22 protein-coding genes are annotated in these 16493 nt (G+C 54.6%); 13 read left to right on the top strand and 9 right to left on the bottom strand.

The genetic code is table 11. The annotated features are described in order from the left end of the window. The first annotated feature begins 95 nt into the window (after window positions 1-95). Window positions 96-485 carry a hypothetical protein gene (locus ACX9GU_RS26825; protein WP_284122509.1) on the top strand — a complete coding sequence of 130 codons (390 nt, stop codon included), beginning with the start codon at window positions 96-98 and terminating at the stop codon, window positions 483-485. A gap of 42 nt (window positions 486-527) precedes the next feature. On the opposite strand, the gene ACX9GU_RS26820 is transcribed toward ACX9GU_RS26825, so the two are convergent. Continuing rightward, complete coding sequence (locus ACX9GU_RS26820; protein ID WP_473193422.1) at window positions 528-911, bottom strand: hypothetical protein; 384 nt, start codon at window positions 909-911, stop codon at window positions 528-530. A 227-nt stretch (window positions 912-1138) separates the two neighbouring features. On the opposite strand from ACX9GU_RS26820, the gene ACX9GU_RS26815 reads away from it, so the two are divergent. Genes ACX9GU_RS26815 through ACX9GU_RS26795 form a run of 5 tightly spaced genes read left to right on the top strand, consistent with a single transcriptional unit; the run spans window position 1139 to window position 4207 of the window. Next, window positions 1139-1558, top strand: coding sequence for a PPC domain-containing DNA-binding protein (locus tag ACX9GU_RS26815; protein ID WP_071683765.1), 420 nt, complete (start codon window positions 1139-1141; stop codon window positions 1556-1558). A 27-nt stretch (window positions 1559-1585) separates the two neighbouring features. Continuing rightward, complete coding sequence (locus tag ACX9GU_RS26810) at window positions 1586-2164, top strand: ECF transporter S component (protein ID WP_021807285.1); 579 nt, start codon at window positions 1586-1588, stop codon at window positions 2162-2164. Further along, window positions 2164-2874: an energy-coupling factor transporter transmembrane component T family protein gene (locus ACX9GU_RS26805; protein WP_473193421.1), complete on the top strand. Its 711-nt coding sequence runs from the start codon at window positions 2164-2166 to the stop codon at window positions 2872-2874. The genes ACX9GU_RS26810 and ACX9GU_RS26805 overlap by 1 nt, the downstream gene beginning before the upstream one ends. Next, a complete protein-coding gene (locus ACX9GU_RS26800) occupies window positions 2859-3536 on the top strand; it encodes an energy-coupling factor ABC transporter ATP-binding protein (protein ID WP_473193420.1) in 678 nt (225 codons plus the stop codon). The genes ACX9GU_RS26805 and ACX9GU_RS26800 overlap by 16 nt, the downstream gene beginning before the upstream one ends. Further along, window positions 3530-4207 (top strand): ABC transporter ATP-binding protein, encoded by a 678-nt coding sequence (locus tag ACX9GU_RS26795; protein ID WP_473193419.1) that lies wholly within the window; start codon window positions 3530-3532, stop codon window positions 4205-4207. Before ACX9GU_RS26800 ends, ACX9GU_RS26795 begins: the two co-directional genes overlap by 7 nt. 117 nt (window positions 4208-4324) lie before the next feature. Here ACX9GU_RS26795 and dinD read toward each other — a convergent pair whose 3' ends face one another. Both dinD and ACX9GU_RS26785 read right to left on the bottom strand, forming a co-directional pair. Continuing rightward, a complete protein-coding gene (gene dinD / locus ACX9GU_RS26790) occupies window positions 4325-5149 on the bottom strand; it encodes a DNA damage-inducible protein D (protein WP_473193418.1) in 825 nt (274 codons plus the stop codon). 219 nt (window positions 5150-5368) lie between these two features. Further along, on the bottom strand, window positions 5369-6232 hold the full coding sequence (locus tag ACX9GU_RS26785) for a YicC/YloC family endoribonuclease (protein WP_021181835.1): 864 nt from the start codon (window positions 6230-6232) through the stop codon (window positions 5369-5371). A 126-nt stretch (window positions 6233-6358) separates the two neighbouring features. Here ACX9GU_RS26785 and rph point away from each other — a divergent pair, with 126 nt between their 5' ends. Both rph and pyrE read left to right on the top strand, forming a co-directional pair. Beyond that, window positions 6359-7075, top strand: a complete 717-nt coding sequence (gene rph, locus ACX9GU_RS26780; protein WP_037376445.1) for a ribonuclease PH — start codon at window positions 6359-6361, stop codon at window positions 7073-7075. 93 nt (window positions 7076-7168) lie between these two features. Beyond that, window positions 7169-7810, top strand: a complete 642-nt coding sequence (gene pyrE, locus ACX9GU_RS26775; protein WP_115159592.1) for an orotate phosphoribosyltransferase — start codon at window positions 7169-7171, stop codon at window positions 7808-7810. 34 nt (window positions 7811-7844) lie between these two features. On the opposite strand, the gene slmA is transcribed toward pyrE, so the two are convergent. From slmA to coaBC, 3 genes are all read right to left on the bottom strand, one after another. Further along, window positions 7845-8441, bottom strand: a complete 597-nt coding sequence (gene slmA, locus ACX9GU_RS26770; protein ID WP_021181838.1) for a nucleoid occlusion factor SlmA — start codon at window positions 8439-8441, stop codon at window positions 7845-7847. A 257-nt stretch (window positions 8442-8698) separates the two neighbouring features. Further along, window positions 8699-9157 carry a dUTP diphosphatase gene (gene dut / locus ACX9GU_RS26765; protein ID WP_039996197.1) on the bottom strand — a complete coding sequence of 153 codons (459 nt, stop codon included), beginning with the start codon at window positions 9155-9157 and terminating at the stop codon, window positions 8699-8701. Then, on the bottom strand, window positions 9135-10352 hold the full coding sequence (coaBC, locus tag ACX9GU_RS26760; protein ID WP_179250895.1) for a bifunctional phosphopantothenoylcysteine decarboxylase/phosphopantothenate--cysteine ligase CoaBC: 1218 nt from the start codon (window positions 10350-10352) through the stop codon (window positions 9135-9137). Before coaBC ends, dut begins: the two co-directional genes overlap by 23 nt. A gap of 183 nt (window positions 10353-10535) precedes the next feature. Between coaBC and radC the strand changes: the two genes are divergently transcribed. The 4 genes from radC (at window position 10536) to mutM (ending at window position 12789) form a co-directional block, all read left to right on the top strand. Beyond that, window positions 10536-11219, top strand: a complete 684-nt coding sequence (gene radC / locus ACX9GU_RS26755; protein ID WP_422528695.1) for a RadC family protein — start codon at window positions 10536-10538, stop codon at window positions 11217-11219. A 265-nt stretch (window positions 11220-11484) separates the two neighbouring features. Further along, the gene (rpmB, locus tag ACX9GU_RS26750; RefSeq protein WP_004931195.1) at window positions 11485-11721 is read left to right on the top strand and encodes a 50S ribosomal protein L28; all 237 of its coding nucleotides are present in this window, start codon (window positions 11485-11487) and stop codon (window positions 11719-11721) included. An 11-nt stretch (window positions 11722-11732) separates the two neighbouring features. Next, the gene (gene rpmG / locus ACX9GU_RS26745; protein ID WP_002208990.1) at window positions 11733-11900 is read left to right on the top strand and encodes a 50S ribosomal protein L33; all 168 of its coding nucleotides are present in this window, start codon (window positions 11733-11735) and stop codon (window positions 11898-11900) included. A 79-nt stretch (window positions 11901-11979) separates the two neighbouring features. Further along, window positions 11980-12789: a bifunctional DNA-formamidopyrimidine glycosylase/DNA-(apurinic or apyrimidinic site) lyase gene (gene mutM, locus ACX9GU_RS26740; protein ID WP_473193417.1), complete on the top strand. Its 810-nt coding sequence runs from the start codon at window positions 11980-11982 to the stop codon at window positions 12787-12789. Here the strand turns inward: mutM and coaD are convergent, their stop codons facing one another. From coaD to waaA, 3 genes are read right to left on the bottom strand one after another with little or no spacing between them, the layout of a single operon-like run. Further along, window positions 12790-13275 (bottom strand): pantetheine-phosphate adenylyltransferase, encoded by a 486-nt coding sequence (gene coaD, locus ACX9GU_RS26735; protein WP_021807277.1) that lies wholly within the window; start codon window positions 13273-13275, stop codon window positions 12790-12792. Between the two features lie 3 nt (window positions 13276-13278). Then, window positions 13279-14052, bottom strand: a complete 774-nt coding sequence (locus tag ACX9GU_RS26730; protein ID WP_473193416.1) for a glycosyltransferase family 2 protein — start codon at window positions 14050-14052, stop codon at window positions 13279-13281. Window position 14053: 1 nt separating this feature from the next. Beyond that, complete coding sequence (waaA, locus tag ACX9GU_RS26725; RefSeq protein ID WP_024527873.1) at window positions 14054-15331, bottom strand: lipid IV(A) 3-deoxy-D-manno-octulosonic acid transferase; 1278 nt, start codon at window positions 15329-15331, stop codon at window positions 14054-14056. A 123-nt stretch (window positions 15332-15454) separates the two neighbouring features. Between waaA and ACX9GU_RS26720 the strand changes: the two genes are divergently transcribed. Continuing rightward, window positions 15455-16468 (top strand): glycosyltransferase family 9 protein, encoded by a 1014-nt coding sequence (locus ACX9GU_RS26720; protein WP_098929415.1) that lies wholly within the window; start codon window positions 15455-15457, stop codon window positions 16466-16468. Window positions 16469-16493 lie beyond the last annotated feature (25 nt).

Below are 16493 nucleotides of genomic sequence, written 5' to 3'. Positions count from 1 at the left end.
CGATCGAATCGTTGAATGGTTCGTTTTGTGAGCAATAATAGGTAGGGAACTAGCCGCTAGAATGACGGATAGATTTTTTAAGGACGGAAACCATGATGCAGACCTACCTGACGTTGCGTGCGTTGGCGAGGGGGATTAACCCGGAAACGGGGGAGTTTTTGAATCACACCTCGCTGGTTCATTCCCCAGAGACGATCCGGATGCTGTTTGCCCTGGCAGATGAGTTTTACGCCGAGCGAGAACGGGTGAAAAAGGCGAAGTTATCGCCCGAGGAGCGGCGGCAGAAAAATATTGCCGAGGGTAGGCCCGCAAACTTCAATTTTCCCTGGTCGGAAGAAGACAGAAAGCTATTGGAGGAAGGCTACAGCGGTGGCAAAACGATAGAGGCGTTAAGCGTGGAGTTTGGGCGCTCACTGCGCGGTATTGCCGTTCAGCTTGAAAAGATGGAGCTGATCACCGAAGAGCAGGCCGCCGCTTATAACTGACCGGGTTAAGCCCCCCTTCTGGAGGCCACTTGTCCGCAAGCTTCAATCTACCGGCGAGGTGGGTAGGCGAACGATGTCCTGATTGTCGTTCCCCATCCAATAAACGCCTTCTTTTGCCCAGAATGGGCCTTCGACAAAGTCGAGCAGGTCGGAATACTCTTCGTAGAACTGCTTGCCGTTTCGGTCATAAACCCGCATGTAACCGGAGTAATGCCCGCCATCGCCAGGCATGGTGAAGCGCGGAATAAACTCGAAGGTTTTATAATAACGCACCACATACTGCTGGTTGGGGCTCCACTCTTCGTATCGCAGTGTCCCTTGTTTCCACCACAGGTAGCTGCCAACAATGGCCGCCACCAGGAGCGCTAGCACTACCCAGCGCTTACGCTCGCGTACCAGAGTTTCTTGGCTTTTTATTTTTGGCATCAGTGTTCTTTCAGACCCATTCCAATTTAGCTTTTGGCCAGCATACCAGCACTGCCGCTTTTACTGACCTATGTCACATACATCGGCCGTATCAATCTCTATCATGCTGCATAACGTCCGAGGTTCGGAGTTATTTGGAGTCACATCCCTCATGCAGCATCCTACCTTCCCGACGCCATTTCCCTATTTTCCGTATCACCAAACCCACTGGGGTAAAGGATCTTAGCGTGGAGACATCAACGCCGTCTACGGCACGGTTTTATGCCTTGCGTCTGTTACCGCAACAAGACCTGCTGGCTGCACTTCGTGATTTTATCCGGCAGCAGGATTTACGTGCCGCCTGGATCAGCGGTTGCGTCGGTAGCTTGAGCGACGTGGCGTTGCGTTATGCCGGGTGCGAAGATACCACGTTATTGAGCGGAAAATTTGAAGTGGTCTCACTGATTGGCACGTTGGAGGCCGGAGGTGAACATCTGCATCTGGCAGTGGCCGATGAGCATGGCCATATGACCGGCGGCCATGTGATGGCAGGCTGCACCGTGCGCACCACGCTCGAATTGGTGATTGGGGAATTGAACGATGTCGTATTTAACCGACAACCTTGCGCGCTTTCGGGCTATGACGAATTAAACGTCGAGCAACGCTAATTTTCCTACTTTTTGAGTGAGGTTGTTATGGCACGTAATGGGTTATCGAGTCAGACGTTGGTGTTGATGGTGATTTCAATAGCCATCAACATGATCGGCGGGCAGTTGGTATCGATGTTGAAGCTGCCTATTTTCCTCGATTCTATCGGTACCTTGCTGAGTGCAATTCTCGCCGGGCCGATTATCGGCATGTTGACCGGTTTATTGACCAACCTGATCTGGGGCCTGCTCACCGGCCCGATTGCGGCGGCGTTCGCACCGGTGGCAATGGTGATTGGTTTGGTGGCTGGCCTATTGGCGAGCATCGGTTGGTTCCGGACGTTACCGAAAGTGATCCTGAGTGGCGTAGTGATCACCTTGGCCGTGACGATTGTTGCCGTACCGATCCGAACCTATCTGTTCGCCGGGGTCACTGGCAGTGGCGCAGACTTCTTTGTCGCCTATGTGCACTCAATGGGTAGCAATCTGATCGAATCTGTCGCAATGACCGTGCTGGGGATCAACCTGATAGATAAAGTGCTGGTTGCCATCATCGTCTGGCTATTGGTGCGTAATATGTCGCAGCGAACCTTGCGTAATTTCCCCGCAATGGCTGCCGTGCGTTAATGCACCCGTTTACCTCGCTGGCTCTTTGGCTGGTACTGGGTACTAGCAGCTTGCTGATGCCGTTTGGCTATCCGTTGCTAGCCTATAGCCTGGCGAGCTTTCTGTTGCTGATCCTGATGAAGAGTACCCGGCATCGCTGGCGCTACGTGGCGTGGATCATGTTACCCATGGCGGGCGGCTTATGGCTGGTGCATAGCGGTTGGCTGGCGTGGTGGTTACGGGGGGAGGCGCGTGATGATAGCGAAATGCTCAACGCCGCCGCGCTCTGGCTACGCTTGTTGGCGTTGTTAAGTTTTGGGCAAATCTGGCTGCAATACGTGCCGCCACAGCGCGTTATTCGCGCTCTGTTTGCCAGCCGTTTGCCGCTCGGGCTGGCCTACCTGCTGGCAGGGCCGTTGCTGGTTGCCGAACAGCTGCGAGCGCAACTGGCCGCGATTTACCAGGCACAGTTGGCGCGAGGCGTGCCGCTAGACGGCTATTGGTATCAACGATTGCGCTACATTCCGGCATTGGTTATCCCGTTAACCCACAGTGCGTTGAATGATTTAACCGCGCGCAGCACGGCGCTGGATATGCGTGCTTTTCGGCTGCATCCCAGACGCACAACGCTATGGGCACCGAGCGACAGCCCGCTGCAACGTTGCATGCGCTATGGCTTGCTGTTGGTGGCGGCATTGGAAATAGGAGCCTGGCTGTGGTTGTGGCACTGAATGCGCTGAGCTTTATTCCTCAAGGTAGTCGCTGGCAGTTGGCAAGCATCGATCTACATTGCGAGGTTCCAGGTTTATATGGCATTAGCGGTGGGAATGGCAGCGGAAAAACCACGCTTGCCCAGCTGCTGGCAGGCTGTTTCCCCGATTTCTTACCCGGCACATTACAGGGTTCAGGACAGGTCCTCGGTGATGAAATAGGTTCGCGCCCGTTGGTTGAAATGGCGCAGCAGGTGCAGCTCATTCAACAGGCACCCCAGCTGCAACTTTCCGGCTGTACCTTCACGGTCGAAGAGGAGATCGCCTTCGGGCCGGAGAATCTGTGCCTGGATGAAGCCGAGATAATGGCGCGTATCGAACAGGCGCTGACGTTCACCGATTGCCACGCCTTACGCCATCGTCATCCAGCTACGCTCTCTGGCGGTGAGGCGCAACGGGTGGTGATGGCCTGTGCGCTGGCGATGCGCCCCCGGCTACTACTGCTGGATGAAGCCTTTAGCCGCCTGACACCTGATGCTACCACCAAGCTGTTACAACAGCTGGCTACTTACGCTAATCAGCAGCAGTGCGTGATTTTGCTCTTTGAGCGGTCACTCACCAAGGTTGCCGCTTATTGCCTGCAAACCTGGGCGCTGGAGCAAGGCAGGCTTTCATTATGCTAACGATTGAATCGCTGGAATATCAGTGGCCAGGCGTGAGCGAACCCATCATTAACGGTTTGGATTTGACCATTGAGGCGGGGGAATGGGTGGCCTTGCTCGGGGATAACGGTGCCGGGAAATCCACGTTATTGCGCCTGATGGCCGGGTTGCTAAAACCGACCGGGGGCAAGGTTCTCTTGCAGGGGCAGAATATTGCCACCCTAAAAGCAGCACAGCGTGCTCCGTTGCTGGGAGTATTATTTCAGGAAGCAGAACGGCAGATCTTTCGCAACCGGGTACGCGATGAGATCGCTTTTGGCTTACGCCATCAGGGTGTGCGCGGCGATAGTCTGGATCAGCGTGTTGATCAAACGCTGGCGCTTTGTGAGCTGACGGATGTAGCGGATGCTCACCCATTGGATTTACATGCTGGTCAGCGGCGTATGGTAGCCGTTGCCAGTCTCGCTGCCGTTGCGCCACCTCTGCTGCTGCTGGACGAACCCAGCCGTGATTTTGATAGCTATTGGTTAGGAGTATTTGCCCGTTGGTTAGCGGTTTGCCGTTCGCAAGGCACCACCGTGCTGGCCATCAGCCATGATTATGCTTTTGTTAAAACGCACTTTCCGCGCGTGATCCGTCTGGCCGATGGGGTTATTGCGGAGGATGGTGGGGCTGGCAGGGTAGTGGGCTAACCTTAAGGCGAACCATTGCGAGGATATCCTCGCAATGGTTTAGGCCTAGGTTACTGATGATAAGCTTTGCCCTATTCGTGTCGTTGAGGCGAAGCAAAAATGCGCCCGTTAAGTGGTCTATTTCTTATCCAGGCGTTTCGCTGCTGATTCGAGTTGCTTGATGCTTTTTTCCGGCGTAGGGAGATTTTCCGGCATGGTTCCGCCCAGTTCTTCAATGGTTTGCCGTACTTTCCTACCTACATCGAAATGGGTCTGATTTGCCTGTTGTTTTGATTTTACCTGGTCGCGGCGCAGTTTTTCTTCCGCTTGGGTTGCTCGGAACAGGTTGGCAGCAAGCTCAGTAGAACCCATATGGTCGAGGATTTTTTGGCTCTTTTTAAGGCCTTTACGCTGGTGGATCGCTTTTTGATCCAATCTACCGTATAGGCCTTGATAGCCATGGTTCTGAAATATGGCGAAATCCAGAGTTGTTTCCACCCCTGCCAAGTGTGCGGTTTCAACCAATTGTTTGTTATGTTCTTTTAACTCATTACGCAGGAAAAGTCGTTTTTCATCTTCACGCAGGCGTTTGAAGGTTTCATCATCAGCAAGTTCTTGTCGTCTGGTTTGGATGGCGAAATAGGTCTGTCCAGCAGCGATAACGGGTTTGTTTGGGTCACCATTCTGCACAACCAAGTAGCATGCATATCGAGACAGTAGAACATCATCTAAATCACGGTAAGCTCCAGAACCTAGCAATACCTTTTTGGTGGCTTCAACGAAATGGTCTGAAACCTCCAGGTTGCTGGTTTCACAGGCTTGGGTCGCTCTGGATAAAACATTCAGAAAGTTCCTCCAGTCCTTATATTCCAGTACAGGAGCTAAATCTCTTGCTGACCAATACTCGTTACCATCTTCAGTGTGAAGGCGAAGGTTTTCGAAAGGCTGGTGCTGTTTGTTCATCTCAAATCTCCATGATGCTGAAATGATTGGCTGAGAGTTCCCGTGACAAGATATGCGATGTCGGTATAACTAATAGCAGGGGAGCAGCGACAGGAGCGTATCTTGGTGTATGAAAAGTGTGCACTTTCTTGATTCGTTATGCTAGTTCATCACTACAAAAAAGCCCGCTGTTATGCGGGCCTTCTGGTTTTTTGCGGCTTGTTGATTCTTCCTGAATACTTACTCGATATTCTGGATCTGCTCGCGCATCTGCTCAATCAGCACCTTCAGCTCGATAGCTGAGGTAGTCACTTCGGCATTAATTGACTTGGACGCCAGCGTATTCGATTCGCGGTTGAATTCCTGCATCATAAAGTCAAGGCGACGGCCAACGGCTTCTTTCTTCTTCAGGATATTGTGCGTCTCTTTGACGTGCGCTTCCAGGCGGTCCAGCTCTTCGGCGACGTCGATACGCTGTGCCATCAGCACCAGTTCCTGCTCCAGGCGAGTGTTTTCCAGCTGTACCTGGGCTTCCTCCAGCTTGCTGACCAAACGTTCGCGCTGCCATTGCAGGATATTAGGCATCTGGGCGCGTACTTTGATCACTTCGGCGCTCACGCCGTCGAGGCGCTGCTCGATCAGGGCTTTCAGCGCGGTGCCTTCGCTTTCGCGTGCCACGATGAAATCATCCAGTGCGCCTTCCAGCGCCTGCATCAGCTCGTTGCTGATGAGGTCCAGATCCTGTTCCTGAGCGGACATCACGCCCGGCCAGCGCAGGACGTCGATCGGATCGATTTCCCCTTCGTCGCTCTGCATTTTCACCCAGTTGGCGGCTTCAACCAGCTGTTTGGCCAGTTTTTCGTTTAGGATCATCGAGCTTTGCGCGCTTGGGTCGAGCTCAAAGCGCAGGTTGCACTCCACTTTGCCGCGCGTCAGGCGGCCACGGATACGCTCGCGGATCACTGGCTCAAGGCTGCGGAACTGCTCAGGCAGGCGGATGTAGGTTTCTAAGTAGCGTTGGTTAACGGAACGCAGCTCCCAAGCTGCGCTGCCCCATTCACCCTTGATTTCACGCCGGGCGTAGGCGGTCATGCTGCGGATCATTGTGCGTACCCGTAAATAGGAAAAGATGGAACGATTATAGCGTTGCACCTGCGGGCAGGATAGGCATAACGTCACGAAGCCCGTATAATGCGCAGCCAAACGTTAATAAGAAGCCGGAGAGAGCCCATGCGTCCTGCAGGCAGAGCACCACAACAAGTTCGCCCCCTGACACTGACCCGTCACTACACGAAACACGCTGAAGGTTCAGTGCTGGTTGAGTTTGGCGATACCAAAGTTTTGTGCACAGCCACGGTAGAAGAGGGCGTTCCGCGCTTTTTGAAAGGCCAAGGGCAAGGGTGGATCACTGCAGAATACGGCATGTTGCCGCGTTCGACCCACAGCCGTAATGCCCGCGAAGCGGCCAAAGGCAAGCAGGGTGGCCGTACGTTGGAGATCCAGCGTCTGATCGCTCGTTCACTGCGTGCCGCAGTGGATCTGAAAAAGCTCGGTGAGTTCACCATCACCCTGGACTGCGATGTGCTGCAAGCCGATGGCGGCACCCGTACTGCTTCCATCTCCGGAGCCTGTGTGGCGCTGGCCGATGCGCTGAATGCGCTGGTTGCCGCCGGTAAACTGAAAGCCAACCCGATGAAAGGGCTGGTGGCTGCGGTTTCAGTCGGTATCGTTGGCGGCGAAGCGCTGTGCGATCTGGAGTATGTGGAAGATTCCGCCGCAGAAACCGATATGAACGTGGTGATGATGGAGGATGGCCGCATGATCGAGGTGCAAGGCACCGCCGAGGGTGAGCCGTTCAGCCACGATGAGCTATTGGCGCTACTGGCGCTGGCCCGAGGGGGCATCGAAACCATCTTCCAGGCGCAGAAAGCGGCGCTGGCAGACTAATTTTTAAAGGCGACCAAGCAGTCGCCTTTTTTATGCCCGGAAATCGGGCTGCAATAGCACTAAAGTTACCGACCAATATTAGGAGAAGCAGTAATGAAAGCCTACCAGCGCCAGTTTATCGAGTTTGCGCTCCGCAAGCAGGTATTAAAATTCGGCGAGTTCACCCTGAAATCCGGCCGTACCAGCCCCTATTTCTTCAATGCCGGCCTGTTTAATACCGGGCGTGATCTGGCGCTGTTAGGGCGTTTTTATGCTGAAGCGTTGGTGGATTCCGGCATCGAGTTCGATCTGCTGTTTGGCCCAGCCTACAAAGGTATCCCGATCGCGACCACCACCGCAGTGGCATTGGCAGAACATCACAATCTCGATGTGCCTTATTGCTTCAACCGTAAGGAAGCCAAGGAACATGGCGAAGGCGGCACGCTGGTAGGCAGCCCGTTGCAGGGCCGCGTGATGCTGGTGGATGATGTGATCACCGCCGGAACGGCTATCCGCGAATCGATGGAAATTATCAGTGCCCATAACGCCAGCCTGGCAGGTGTGCTGATTTCTCTCGATCGTCAGGAGCGTGGCCGTGCCGAAATTTCTGCAATCCAGGAAGTGGAGCGTGATTATCACTGCAAAGTGATCTCGATTATTACACTCAAGGAGCTGATTGCTTACCTGGAAGAGCAGCCGGAAATGGCCGAAAGCCTGGTGGCAGTGCGGGCCTATCGCGAGCAGTACGGGGTTTAAAATAATAGCGCCGGGTTGAACCCGGCGATATTTGTTACTGCAGTTGCGCCGCTAACAGCGGCCAGCGGGCATCGAAATCCTGCGTTGGGCGGTAGCGGAATTCAGAGCGAATATAGCGCGACAGCATCCCTTCACAGAAGGCCAGGATTTGGCTGGCCAGCAAGGTCTCATCGACGATAAAGCCCTTTCCTTCCCGGAGCTTACGTTCCTTCAACACCTGACGCAGTTGCGCTTCAATCCGCTCGAACAGCTGGTTGATCCTGCCCTGCAGGCGATCTTGCTCAAACATCAGCGCGTGGCCGGTCATGATCCTGGTCAGGCCTGGGTTGCGCTCTGCAAACCCCAGTACTAACAACACAATCAGTCGAAGGCGGTTAAACGTCTCTTTTTCATCCTGCAAGATCAGGTTGATGCGCGTTATCAGGCTATCTTCAATAAACTCGATCAGGCTATCAAACATCCGCGTCTTGCTGGGGAAATGCCGATAAAGGGCAGCCTCAGAGACACCAACGTTTGCGGCAAGCTTGGCTGTGGTAATGCGCTGGCTGCCGTCGCTGGATTCCAGCATTTGGGCTAACGCCTGCAATATCTCCTCACGCCGATTCCTTTTGGTATTTTCTTTTTCTGCCATGTTTGATTAGACCCTTGCTAAAACGGCTTATCCCCTCAATCTCTTCGGGTATAGATTTGCGAAAACCCGCGCACCGGCCGTTGCAGAGTAAACTCTGTGCGGCTTATAAGATCGCTGTTGTACGGTGTAATGGCTAACAGGTCTTTCAGACCCTTATTCTCCGTGCGTTACTCTCAATTGCCAGACCAACCGTGCCGCATTGCAAGCGGCGCGGTTGCAGGCGCCATCCCTGTAAATCATTCGGTTACGGGCAGGTTCTATTGGCGACCGGAGTGGCCAAAACCACCGGTACCCCGTTCGCTGCTATCGAACTCTTCCACCAGATTAAACTCGGCTTGCACTACCGGCACAAATACCATCTGTGCGATGCGTTCACCCGGCTCAATGGTGAAGGATTTCTGGCCACGGTTCCATACGGACACCATCAGTTGACCCTGATAATCGGAATCGATCAGGCCAACCAGGTTACCCAGCACGACGCCGTGCTTATGGCCCAGACCGGAGCGCGGCAGGATCACTGCAGCAAGACCGGTATCGGCGATGTGGATAGCCAGGCCGGTAGGCAGCAGGGTGGTTTCGCCTGGAGCCAACTCCACCGCGCTGTCCAGACAGGCGCGCAGATCAAGCCCGGCAGAGCCTGGGGTGGCATAGGTCGGCAGTGGGAAATCTTGACCGATACGTGGGTCAAGGATCTTAACGTCGATTTTTTTCATCATAACGGCTGACTATCTCGTCTAGTAAACGTTGGCCAAGGAGTGCCTTGTCGCTATGCGGCAGGCGCTTGTCTCCATCCTGCCAAAAAAGATGCAGGGCATTGGTATCACTGTTAAAACCGTGCTCTGCAAGCGATACATCGTTAGCGCAGATTAAATCCAGTTTTTTACGCAGTAGTTTTTGTCGCGCATATTCTTCCACATTCTGGGTTTCAGCCGCAAACCCGACGACAAAGGGACGATTTTTGCTCATCGCGGCAACGCCCGCGACAATATCCGGATTCTTGATCATCTTGAGGATGATTTCATCACCCTGCTTTTTGATTTTCTCATCGGCAATCTGTTCTGCCCGGTAATCCGCCACGGCGGCGCAGGAGATAAAGATGTTCTGCTGCGCGGCGTGCTGTTGTACCGCTTGCTCCATTTCCAGCGCGCTGACGACATCCACACGGGTTACCCAAGGCGGCGTAGGCAGGCTGACCGGCCCGGCGACCAACGTGACTTGCGCACCGCGAGCGGCGGCGGCCTTGGCGATAGCAAAACCCATCTTGCCGGAGCTGTGGTTGCTGACGAAACGCACCGGGTCCAGTGCCTCACGGGTGGGGCCCGCGGTGATCATAATCTTTAAATGTTGCAGATCCTGCGGCGCAGAGAAATGAGCGTTAGCCAGTTCCACTATCTCCAACGGATCCAGCATGCGGCCAGGCCCGATATCACCACAGGCCTGGCTACCGCTGTCTGGCCCCCACAGCAGCACACCACGCCCTTGTAGGGTCTGTAGATTGGCCTGGGTGGCGGCAGCGCGATACATCTGTTGGTTCATGGCCGGTGCTGCCGCGATCGGGGCATCGGTAGCCAGGCAGACCGTGGTCAGCAGATCGTTGGCCATGCCGGCGGCAACGCGGGCCAGCAGATCGGCGGTGGCCGGGGCCAGGATCACCAGATCGGCCCATTTGCCCAATTCAATATGGCCCATGGCAGCTTCTGCTGCGGGATCCAGCAGATCGTCGAAAACCGGATAGCCGGAAACGGCCTGCAGCGTCAGTGGGGTAATGAAGGCTTTGGCAGCGCTGGTCATTACCACTCTTACCTCGGCGCCTCTGTCGCGCAGGCGGCGCACCAGCTCAGGGCATTTGTAAGCGGCGATACCGCCACTGATGCCAAGCACAATATGTTTGCCGGAAAGTCCCGTCATCATGATTGTCCGATTGAAATCCGAAAGAGGCGGACATTTTAGCATAACCGCTGCCAGGTGGAGCGATTCTGCTGTGTATGCAGCCAGTTACATGCGGGTTTTCGTAACACTTCGCAATATTATCAATCACCTGTCGCACGATGAAATTCCCCGTGACATGCTGCTGTAGCAGGCAGGGAGGTGGCAATGAGCAATCAGGATATGTCGTTATGGCCTGGGGCTTTGGCACCCAGGGAAAAATTGATGCGTGATGGTGCAGCGGCGCTCTCCGATATGGAGCTGTTGGCAATTTTCTTGCGAACCGGGCTACCTGGGGTTCACGTCTCACAGCGGGCCGAACAGTTGCTGGCGCACTTTGGTTCGCTGTATCACCTGGTTTCGGCGGACTACGAACAATTTCATAGTCAGAAAGGGTTGGGGATTGCCACCTATGCGCAGCTGCAGGCAATTTCCGAATTAGCCTTCAGGCTGTTTTCCGGCCCCCATTTGCTGGAAAACGCGCTGCTGAACCCGAAAATTACCCAGCATTACCTGCACAGTTTGCTGGCTCACCATGAGCGAGAGGTGTTTTTAGTATTGTTTTTAGACAATCAGCACCGGGTTATTCGCCATCAGGAGATGTTTGCTGGTACCATCAACAGCGTCGTTGTCCACCCAAGAGAAATTGTGCGTGCGGCGTTGAAGGCTAATGCAGCAGCCCTCATTCTGGCGCATAATCACCCTTCGGGTAAGGCTGAACCCAGTCACGCCGACCGTTTGATAACCGAGCAAGTGGTTAATGCCTGCCGGTTATTGGAGATCCGAGTGCTCGATCATTTGGTGATAGGCCGGGGTGAATGCGTCTCTTTTGCCGAGCGCGGATGGCTATAAGCAACTTTTTCGCGATCCTTGAGGGATCTTTAGCTGTTCGGGACTTGAGCACTTACGCTTCAGAGCGTATACTACGCCACCTTTGAGAATCTTGGGTTTGGCGTTAAGAGCCTATCTCAGCAGGTTTCCAACCTGATGTGAGGTTTCTGACCTGATGACGAGAGTCTCCTCAGTATGAAGTTTGCTGAGATGGGCTCTAAAAGCCTGACGAGGCGGCCATACCCTATACGAAGCTCGAGCTGATTTGATTTTTGGAGAATAAGACATGTCACGAGTCTGCCAAGTTACTGGCAAGCGCCCGGTGAGCGGTAACAACCGTTCCCACGCAATGAACGCGACCAAACGCCGTTTTCTGCCTAACCTGCACTCACACCGTTTTTGGGTTGAGGCTGAGAAGCGCTTTGTAACTCTGCGTGTATCTGCTAAAGGTATGCGTGTTATCGATAAGAAGGGTATTGAGACGGTCTTGGCCGATCTGCGTGCCCGTGGTGAGAAGTATTAAGGAACTGCATCATGGCTAAAGGTGTTCGCGAGAAGATCAAGCTGGTTTCTTCTGCTGGTACTGGTCACTTCTATACCACCACGAAGAACAAGCGTACTAAGCCGGAAAAATTGGAACTGAAGAAATTCGATCCAGTTGTCCGTCAACACGTGCTCTACAAAGAAGCTAAAATTAAATAATTTTAGTGGATTAATGAAAACCCGGCCTCGGCCGGGTTTTTTCATTTTATAGGGGTAGCAAACGGAGAGGGAGCCAGTCATGCCTGAATTACCAGAAGTCGAAACCAGCCGCCGTGGTATCGAGCCTTATCTTGTTGGCCACAACATCCAGTATGCGGTGGTGCGTAACGCTCGCCTGCGTTGGCCGGTCTCCGAGCAGATCCTGGCGCTGAGCGATCGGCCGGTGCGCAGCGTACAGCGCCGTGCCAAGTATCTGCTGATCGAGTTGGACCACGGCTGGATTATCGTGCATCTGGGGATGTCTGGCAGCTTACGTATGCTGGCAGAGGAAACCGAGCCAGGTAAGCATGACCACGTCGATCTGGTGATGAGCAACGGTTTTATCCTGCGCTACACCGACCCGCGCCGCTTTGGTGCCTGGCTATGGTGTGACGATCTGGCCGCCTGCAACGTATTGGCTCATCTTGGCCCGGAACCGTTGGGTGAAGAGTTTAATGGCACCTACCTGTACGAGAAATCCCGTAATAAGCGCACGCTGATCAAGCCTTGGTTGATGGATAACAAGCTGGTGGTTGGCGTGGGGAATATCTATGCCAGCGAATCGCTGTTTACCGCCGGGATCCTGCCGGATCGTCAGGCGGGATCCTTGACCAAGGCGCAGGCGGATCTGCTGGCCGAAACCATCAAGGCGGTGTTGCTGCGTTCAATTGAACAAGGGGGAACGACGCTGCGTGACTTCCTGCAGTCGGACGGTAAGCCGGGGTATTTCGCGCAGGAACTGCAGGTCTATGGCCGGGCAGGTGAACCCTGCCGCGCCTGTGGCACACCGATCGAGAGCGCCAAACACGGGCAGCGCAGCACCTTCTTCTGCCGCCGCTGCCAGCACTGATTACTGCGCGGCGAGCTTTTCCATCAGCGCTTTGGTGACGACATCCGGCAAGAACGGTGCGATGTCGCCGCCATGACGTGCCACTTCCTTCACCAAGGAAGAAGAGATAAATGACCACTGCTCGGAAGGCATCAGAAACACGCTTTCCAACGTTGGCATCAGATGGCGGTTCATGTTCGCCAGCTGCAATTCATATTCAAAGTCGGACACCGCACGTAGGCCGCGTATCAGAATATTGGCGTTCTGATGGGCGGCGAAGTGCGCCATCAACTCGCTGAACCCCAGCACCTCGACGTTATCCAGATGAGAGGTCACCTGCGTGGCCAGGGCAACGCGTTCTTCCAGCGAAAACAGCGGTTTTTTGCTCGAGCTGGCGGCAATGGCCAGGATCACGTGATCAAACATCAGTGAGGCTCGGGTGACCAGGTCCAGATGGCCGTTGGTCATTGGATCGAAGGTACCTGGGTAGATGGCTTTGCTGCTCATGATTCACTTCTCTGAATAGTTGCGGCCCAATGCCCACAGTGCGGCATATTTATTGAAGGTATATTGCGCGTTGACCACGGCTAACAGCAAGCCCTGTTTGCCGTCGAGGAAACCGGCCCGCAGCAGCCAGGTTTTGCAGAACGCCCCCAGCGTGTGGGTGAGGATCGACAGATAACCGCAGCGATTACCGGCCTGGTGGCGTTGGATTGCCCACTGCTCGGCGTAATGCAGCTGTTTGCGCTGGAAGGCAAAAAAGTCACGGCAGGTCAGGTGCAGCAGATCGCCTTGTAGCGGCACGACTTTTGCGCCACCGGTGTTGAGGGATTCATGGACCAGATCGTCGTTATAGCGATAGCGCTGATTGGCATACAGCCGGTTGACCCGATCGGGATACCAGCCGCTGTGGCGCATAAAGCGGCCAAGAAACAGGTTACGGCGGCCCAGGCTGTAGACGACGTTATCGTCGGCGTTGGCTAATACCTGCTCGATGGAGTGGCGCAATTCTGGCGTGACGCGTTCGTCGGCGTCGATCATCAGCACGTAATCCTGGGTAGCGTAGCTTTGCGCCTTCTGCCGCTGCTTGCCGAAGCCTTGCCAGTCGGTATGGGTAAACACCTTGGCACCCAGACTTTTCGCCAAAGCGACGGAACCGTCGCTGCTGCCAGAGTCGAGCACGATGATTTCATCAGCCCAGGCGACCGATTGCAGGCACTCGCTCAGCAACTCGGCTTCGTTTTTGGCGATCATCACTACCGACAGGCTGTTACGGTGGCTCATATCAGTGGCTCCGTGGCGGCAGGTGTGGCTCCAACAGCTGCAGCAGGCGTTGCAACGCCCCCTGGTTCTGATACAACACTTCAACCGCGTGGCGGCCGTAATAGCGGCGATAATCTTCATCGGTCAGCAGAGTTTCTATCTCTTTCACCAAAGAGTCGACATCGCTGATGGTGATCATCCCGCCTGCTTCGGAGAGTTTGGCGCAGATATCTTTGAAGTTGAAGGTATGTGGGCCCATCAGCACCGGAATGGCATGGGCGGCCGCTTCCAGGGGGTTATGCCCCCCACGCTCAACCAGGCTGCCACCGACGAAGGCCAGATCGGCAATGCCGTACAGCAGCATCAGTTCGCCCATGGTATCGCCAATCACGACCTGTGTGCTGCTGGAAGGGATTTCGCCGCTGCTGCGGGTGGTGTAACTGAAGCCCGCTTTTTGCGTCAGCTCTTTGGCGGTTGGGAAGCGCTCCGGGTGGCGTGGCACCAGGATAAGTAATAGGTCGGGGTGCTTTTCCAGCAACCGGCGGTGGGCTTCCAGCAGAATGGTTTCTTCACCTTCGTGAGTGCTGGTGGCGATCCACACCGGGCGGCGTGGTGCCCATTGGCGGCGTAGCGTAACGGCTCGGGCCGCCAGCTCTGGCGTTACGGAGATATCGAACTTCAGGCTACCGGTGACGGTCAATTGTGAACGCTTCAGGCCCAGTTCGATAAAGCGCTCGCCGTCTTCCTGATTTTGCGCAGCGATCAGAGTAATGCGGCGCAGGATATCACGGATAAAACCGCCGATTTTCTTGTAGCCAGCCGCCGAACGGGCGGAAAGGCGCGCGTTGGCAATCACCAGCGGGATTTGGCGCTGATGCAGGGCGTTAATCAGGTTGGGCCACAGCTCGGTTTCCATGATGATCACCAGCTTGGGATCCACCTGGTCGAGGAAACGGCGCATCGAACCCGGCAGATCGTAAGGCAGGTAGACATGATGCACATCTTTACCGAAAGCAGACTGCACCCGTTCGGAACCCGTTGGCGTCATTGTGGTCACAGTAATCGGCAGGTAAGGGTAACGATGGCGCAAGGCGCGAACCAGAGGGATCGCCGCCAGGGTTTCGCCAACAGAAACGGAATGCAGCATAATGCCGCCCGATACTACTTTCCCGGCGCAGAAACCATAGCGTTCCGCCCAGCGTTTACGGTAGGCTGGTGCTTTGCGGCTGCGCAACAGTAAGCGGAGCCAGATCAGGGGTTGGATAAGGTAGAGTAGTACCTGATATAAACGGAGCAGCATTCTATCAATTTCATTTATATGGGTTATCCAGAATAGTACCATAACCGGAAGGGAAAGGCGCTAACTTGGTGGCTCGGTGTCAGGTTGGGACAACAGGCGAGAGATGTCGCCGATAGGTTTGTAATGAAGAATATTTTAATTATCCGCCGCGACAATATTGGCGATCTTGTATGTACCACTCCGCTGATTGAAGGGGTGAAAACCGCTTACCCTGACGCCAACCTCTATCTGCTTATCAATAAAGTCAGCCAGGATGTGGTGAAAAATAACCCGCATCTCACCAAGGTGTTTGTTTATAAGAAGGCTAAACACAAGGCCAAGAATGAGACCACCCTTGGGGTCTATTTTGAACGGCTGATGATATTTTTACAGCTGAGAAAAATAAAGTTTGATGCGGCGATTCTGGCTAACCCGGTGCCGTGCAAATATAGCCTGCGCCTGGCAAAAATGGCCGGGGTTAAAAATATTATCGGCGCAGATCTTGGCACCAGTGAAATTCATCACCCTTTCCGCGCGGCGGATTTTCACGGCAAGCATCAGGTGGAGCACACCTTCAGCTACCTGTCTGCCATCACCGATCGCTCCATTGCCATTCCTCCGGTGAAGGTCTTCCTCACCGCGGAAGAACAGCAGCAAGCGCAGCAACGTTTGCATAGCCTGTTGCCGCCGGTTGAACGGGTATTTGCCGTGCATATCAGCAGCCGCAGTCCGAAACGGCGCTGGCCCATTGAGCGCTATGCCGAAATCATCAACCGCCTGGTTGCCGATCCTACCACCGGCGTGCTGATCTTCTGGTCACCACAGGGAACGCTAACGCCTGATGACATCGGCGATCAAAAGCGGGCGGAGCAGCTGTTGGCGGGCTGCCAGAACGAAAGGGTAGCGCTCTACCCAACAGCATCGGTACGCGAACTGTTGGCCGGTTTCGAGCTATGCGACAGGGTGCTGTGCAGCGACGGTGGCCAGATGCATTTGGCCGCGGCACTGAATAAAAGCATGGTGGTATTCTTTGGCGATACGGATAAAGAGTCTTGGCATCCGTGGAGTGGGCAATATCGGATCCTGCAAACCGAGTCCGGTGATTGCGTCGATGTTACCGTCGATGAGGTCTGGCAAGAAATACAGGCCTTGAATTAATTAACAACCAGGCAGGGTAAACCTG

This window comes from Serratia sp. K1WW1 (assembly GCF_055790865.1).
Note: the sequence above shows the minus strand (reverse complement) of the source record. Positions and strands in the feature narration are given on the sequence as shown.

Bases quoted from the DNA above. Each gene is read 5' to 3' on its own strand.
- ACX9GU_RS26825 (WP_284122509.1), top strand. From the start codon at position 96: ATGCAGACCTACCTGACGTTGCGTGCGTTGGCGAGGGGGATTAACCCG.
- ACX9GU_RS26820 (WP_473193422.1), bottom strand. From the start codon at position 911: ATGCCAAAAATAAAAAGCCAAGAAACTCTGGTACGCGAGCGTAAGCGC.
- ACX9GU_RS26810 (WP_021807285.1), top strand. From the start codon at position 1,586: ATGGCACGTAATGGGTTATCGAGTCAGACGTTGGTGTTGATGGTGATT.
- ACX9GU_RS26805 (WP_473193421.1), top strand. From the start codon at position 2,164: ATGCACCCGTTTACCTCGCTGGCTCTTTGGCTGGTACTGGGTACTAGC.
- ACX9GU_RS26795 (WP_473193419.1), top strand. From the start codon at position 3,530: ATGCTAACGATTGAATCGCTGGAATATCAGTGGCCAGGCGTGAGCGAA.
- dinD (WP_473193418.1), bottom strand. From the start codon at position 5,149: ATGAACAAACAGCACCAGCCTTTCGAAAACCTTCGCCTTCACACTGAA.
- ACX9GU_RS26785 (WP_021181835.1), bottom strand. From the start codon at position 6,232: ATGATCCGCAGCATGACCGCCTACGCCCGGCGTGAAATCAAGGGTGAA.
- rph (WP_037376445.1), top strand. From the start codon at position 6,359: ATGCGTCCTGCAGGCAGAGCACCACAACAAGTTCGCCCCCTGACACTG.
- pyrE (WP_115159592.1), top strand. From the start codon at position 7,169: ATGAAAGCCTACCAGCGCCAGTTTATCGAGTTTGCGCTCCGCAAGCAG.
- slmA (WP_021181838.1), bottom strand. From the start codon at position 8,441: ATGGCAGAAAAAGAAAATACCAAAAGGAATCGGCGTGAGGAGATATTG.
- dut (WP_039996197.1), bottom strand. From the start codon at position 9,157: ATGATGAAAAAAATCGACGTTAAGATCCTTGACCCACGTATCGGTCAA.
- coaBC (WP_179250895.1), bottom strand. From the start codon at position 10,352: ATGATGACGGGACTTTCCGGCAAACATATTGTGCTTGGCATCAGTGGC.
- radC (WP_422528695.1), top strand. From the start codon at position 10,536: ATGAGCAATCAGGATATGTCGTTATGGCCTGGGGCTTTGGCACCCAGG.
- rpmB (WP_004931195.1), top strand. From the start codon at position 11,485: ATGTCACGAGTCTGCCAAGTTACTGGCAAGCGCCCGGTGAGCGGTAAC.
- rpmG (WP_002208990.1), top strand. From the start codon at position 11,733: ATGGCTAAAGGTGTTCGCGAGAAGATCAAGCTGGTTTCTTCTGCTGGT.
- mutM (WP_473193417.1), top strand. From the start codon at position 11,980: ATGCCTGAATTACCAGAAGTCGAAACCAGCCGCCGTGGTATCGAGCCT.
- coaD (WP_021807277.1), bottom strand. From the start codon at position 13,275: ATGAGCAGCAAAGCCATCTACCCAGGTACCTTCGATCCAATGACCAAC.
- ACX9GU_RS26730 (WP_473193416.1), bottom strand. From the start codon at position 14,052: ATGAGCCACCGTAACAGCCTGTCGGTAGTGATGATCGCCAAAAACGAA.
- waaA (WP_024527873.1), bottom strand. From the start codon at position 15,331: ATGCTGCTCCGTTTATATCAGGTACTACTCTACCTTATCCAACCCCTG.
- ACX9GU_RS26720 (WP_098929415.1), top strand. From the start codon at position 15,455: ATGAAGAATATTTTAATTATCCGCCGCGACAATATTGGCGATCTTGTA.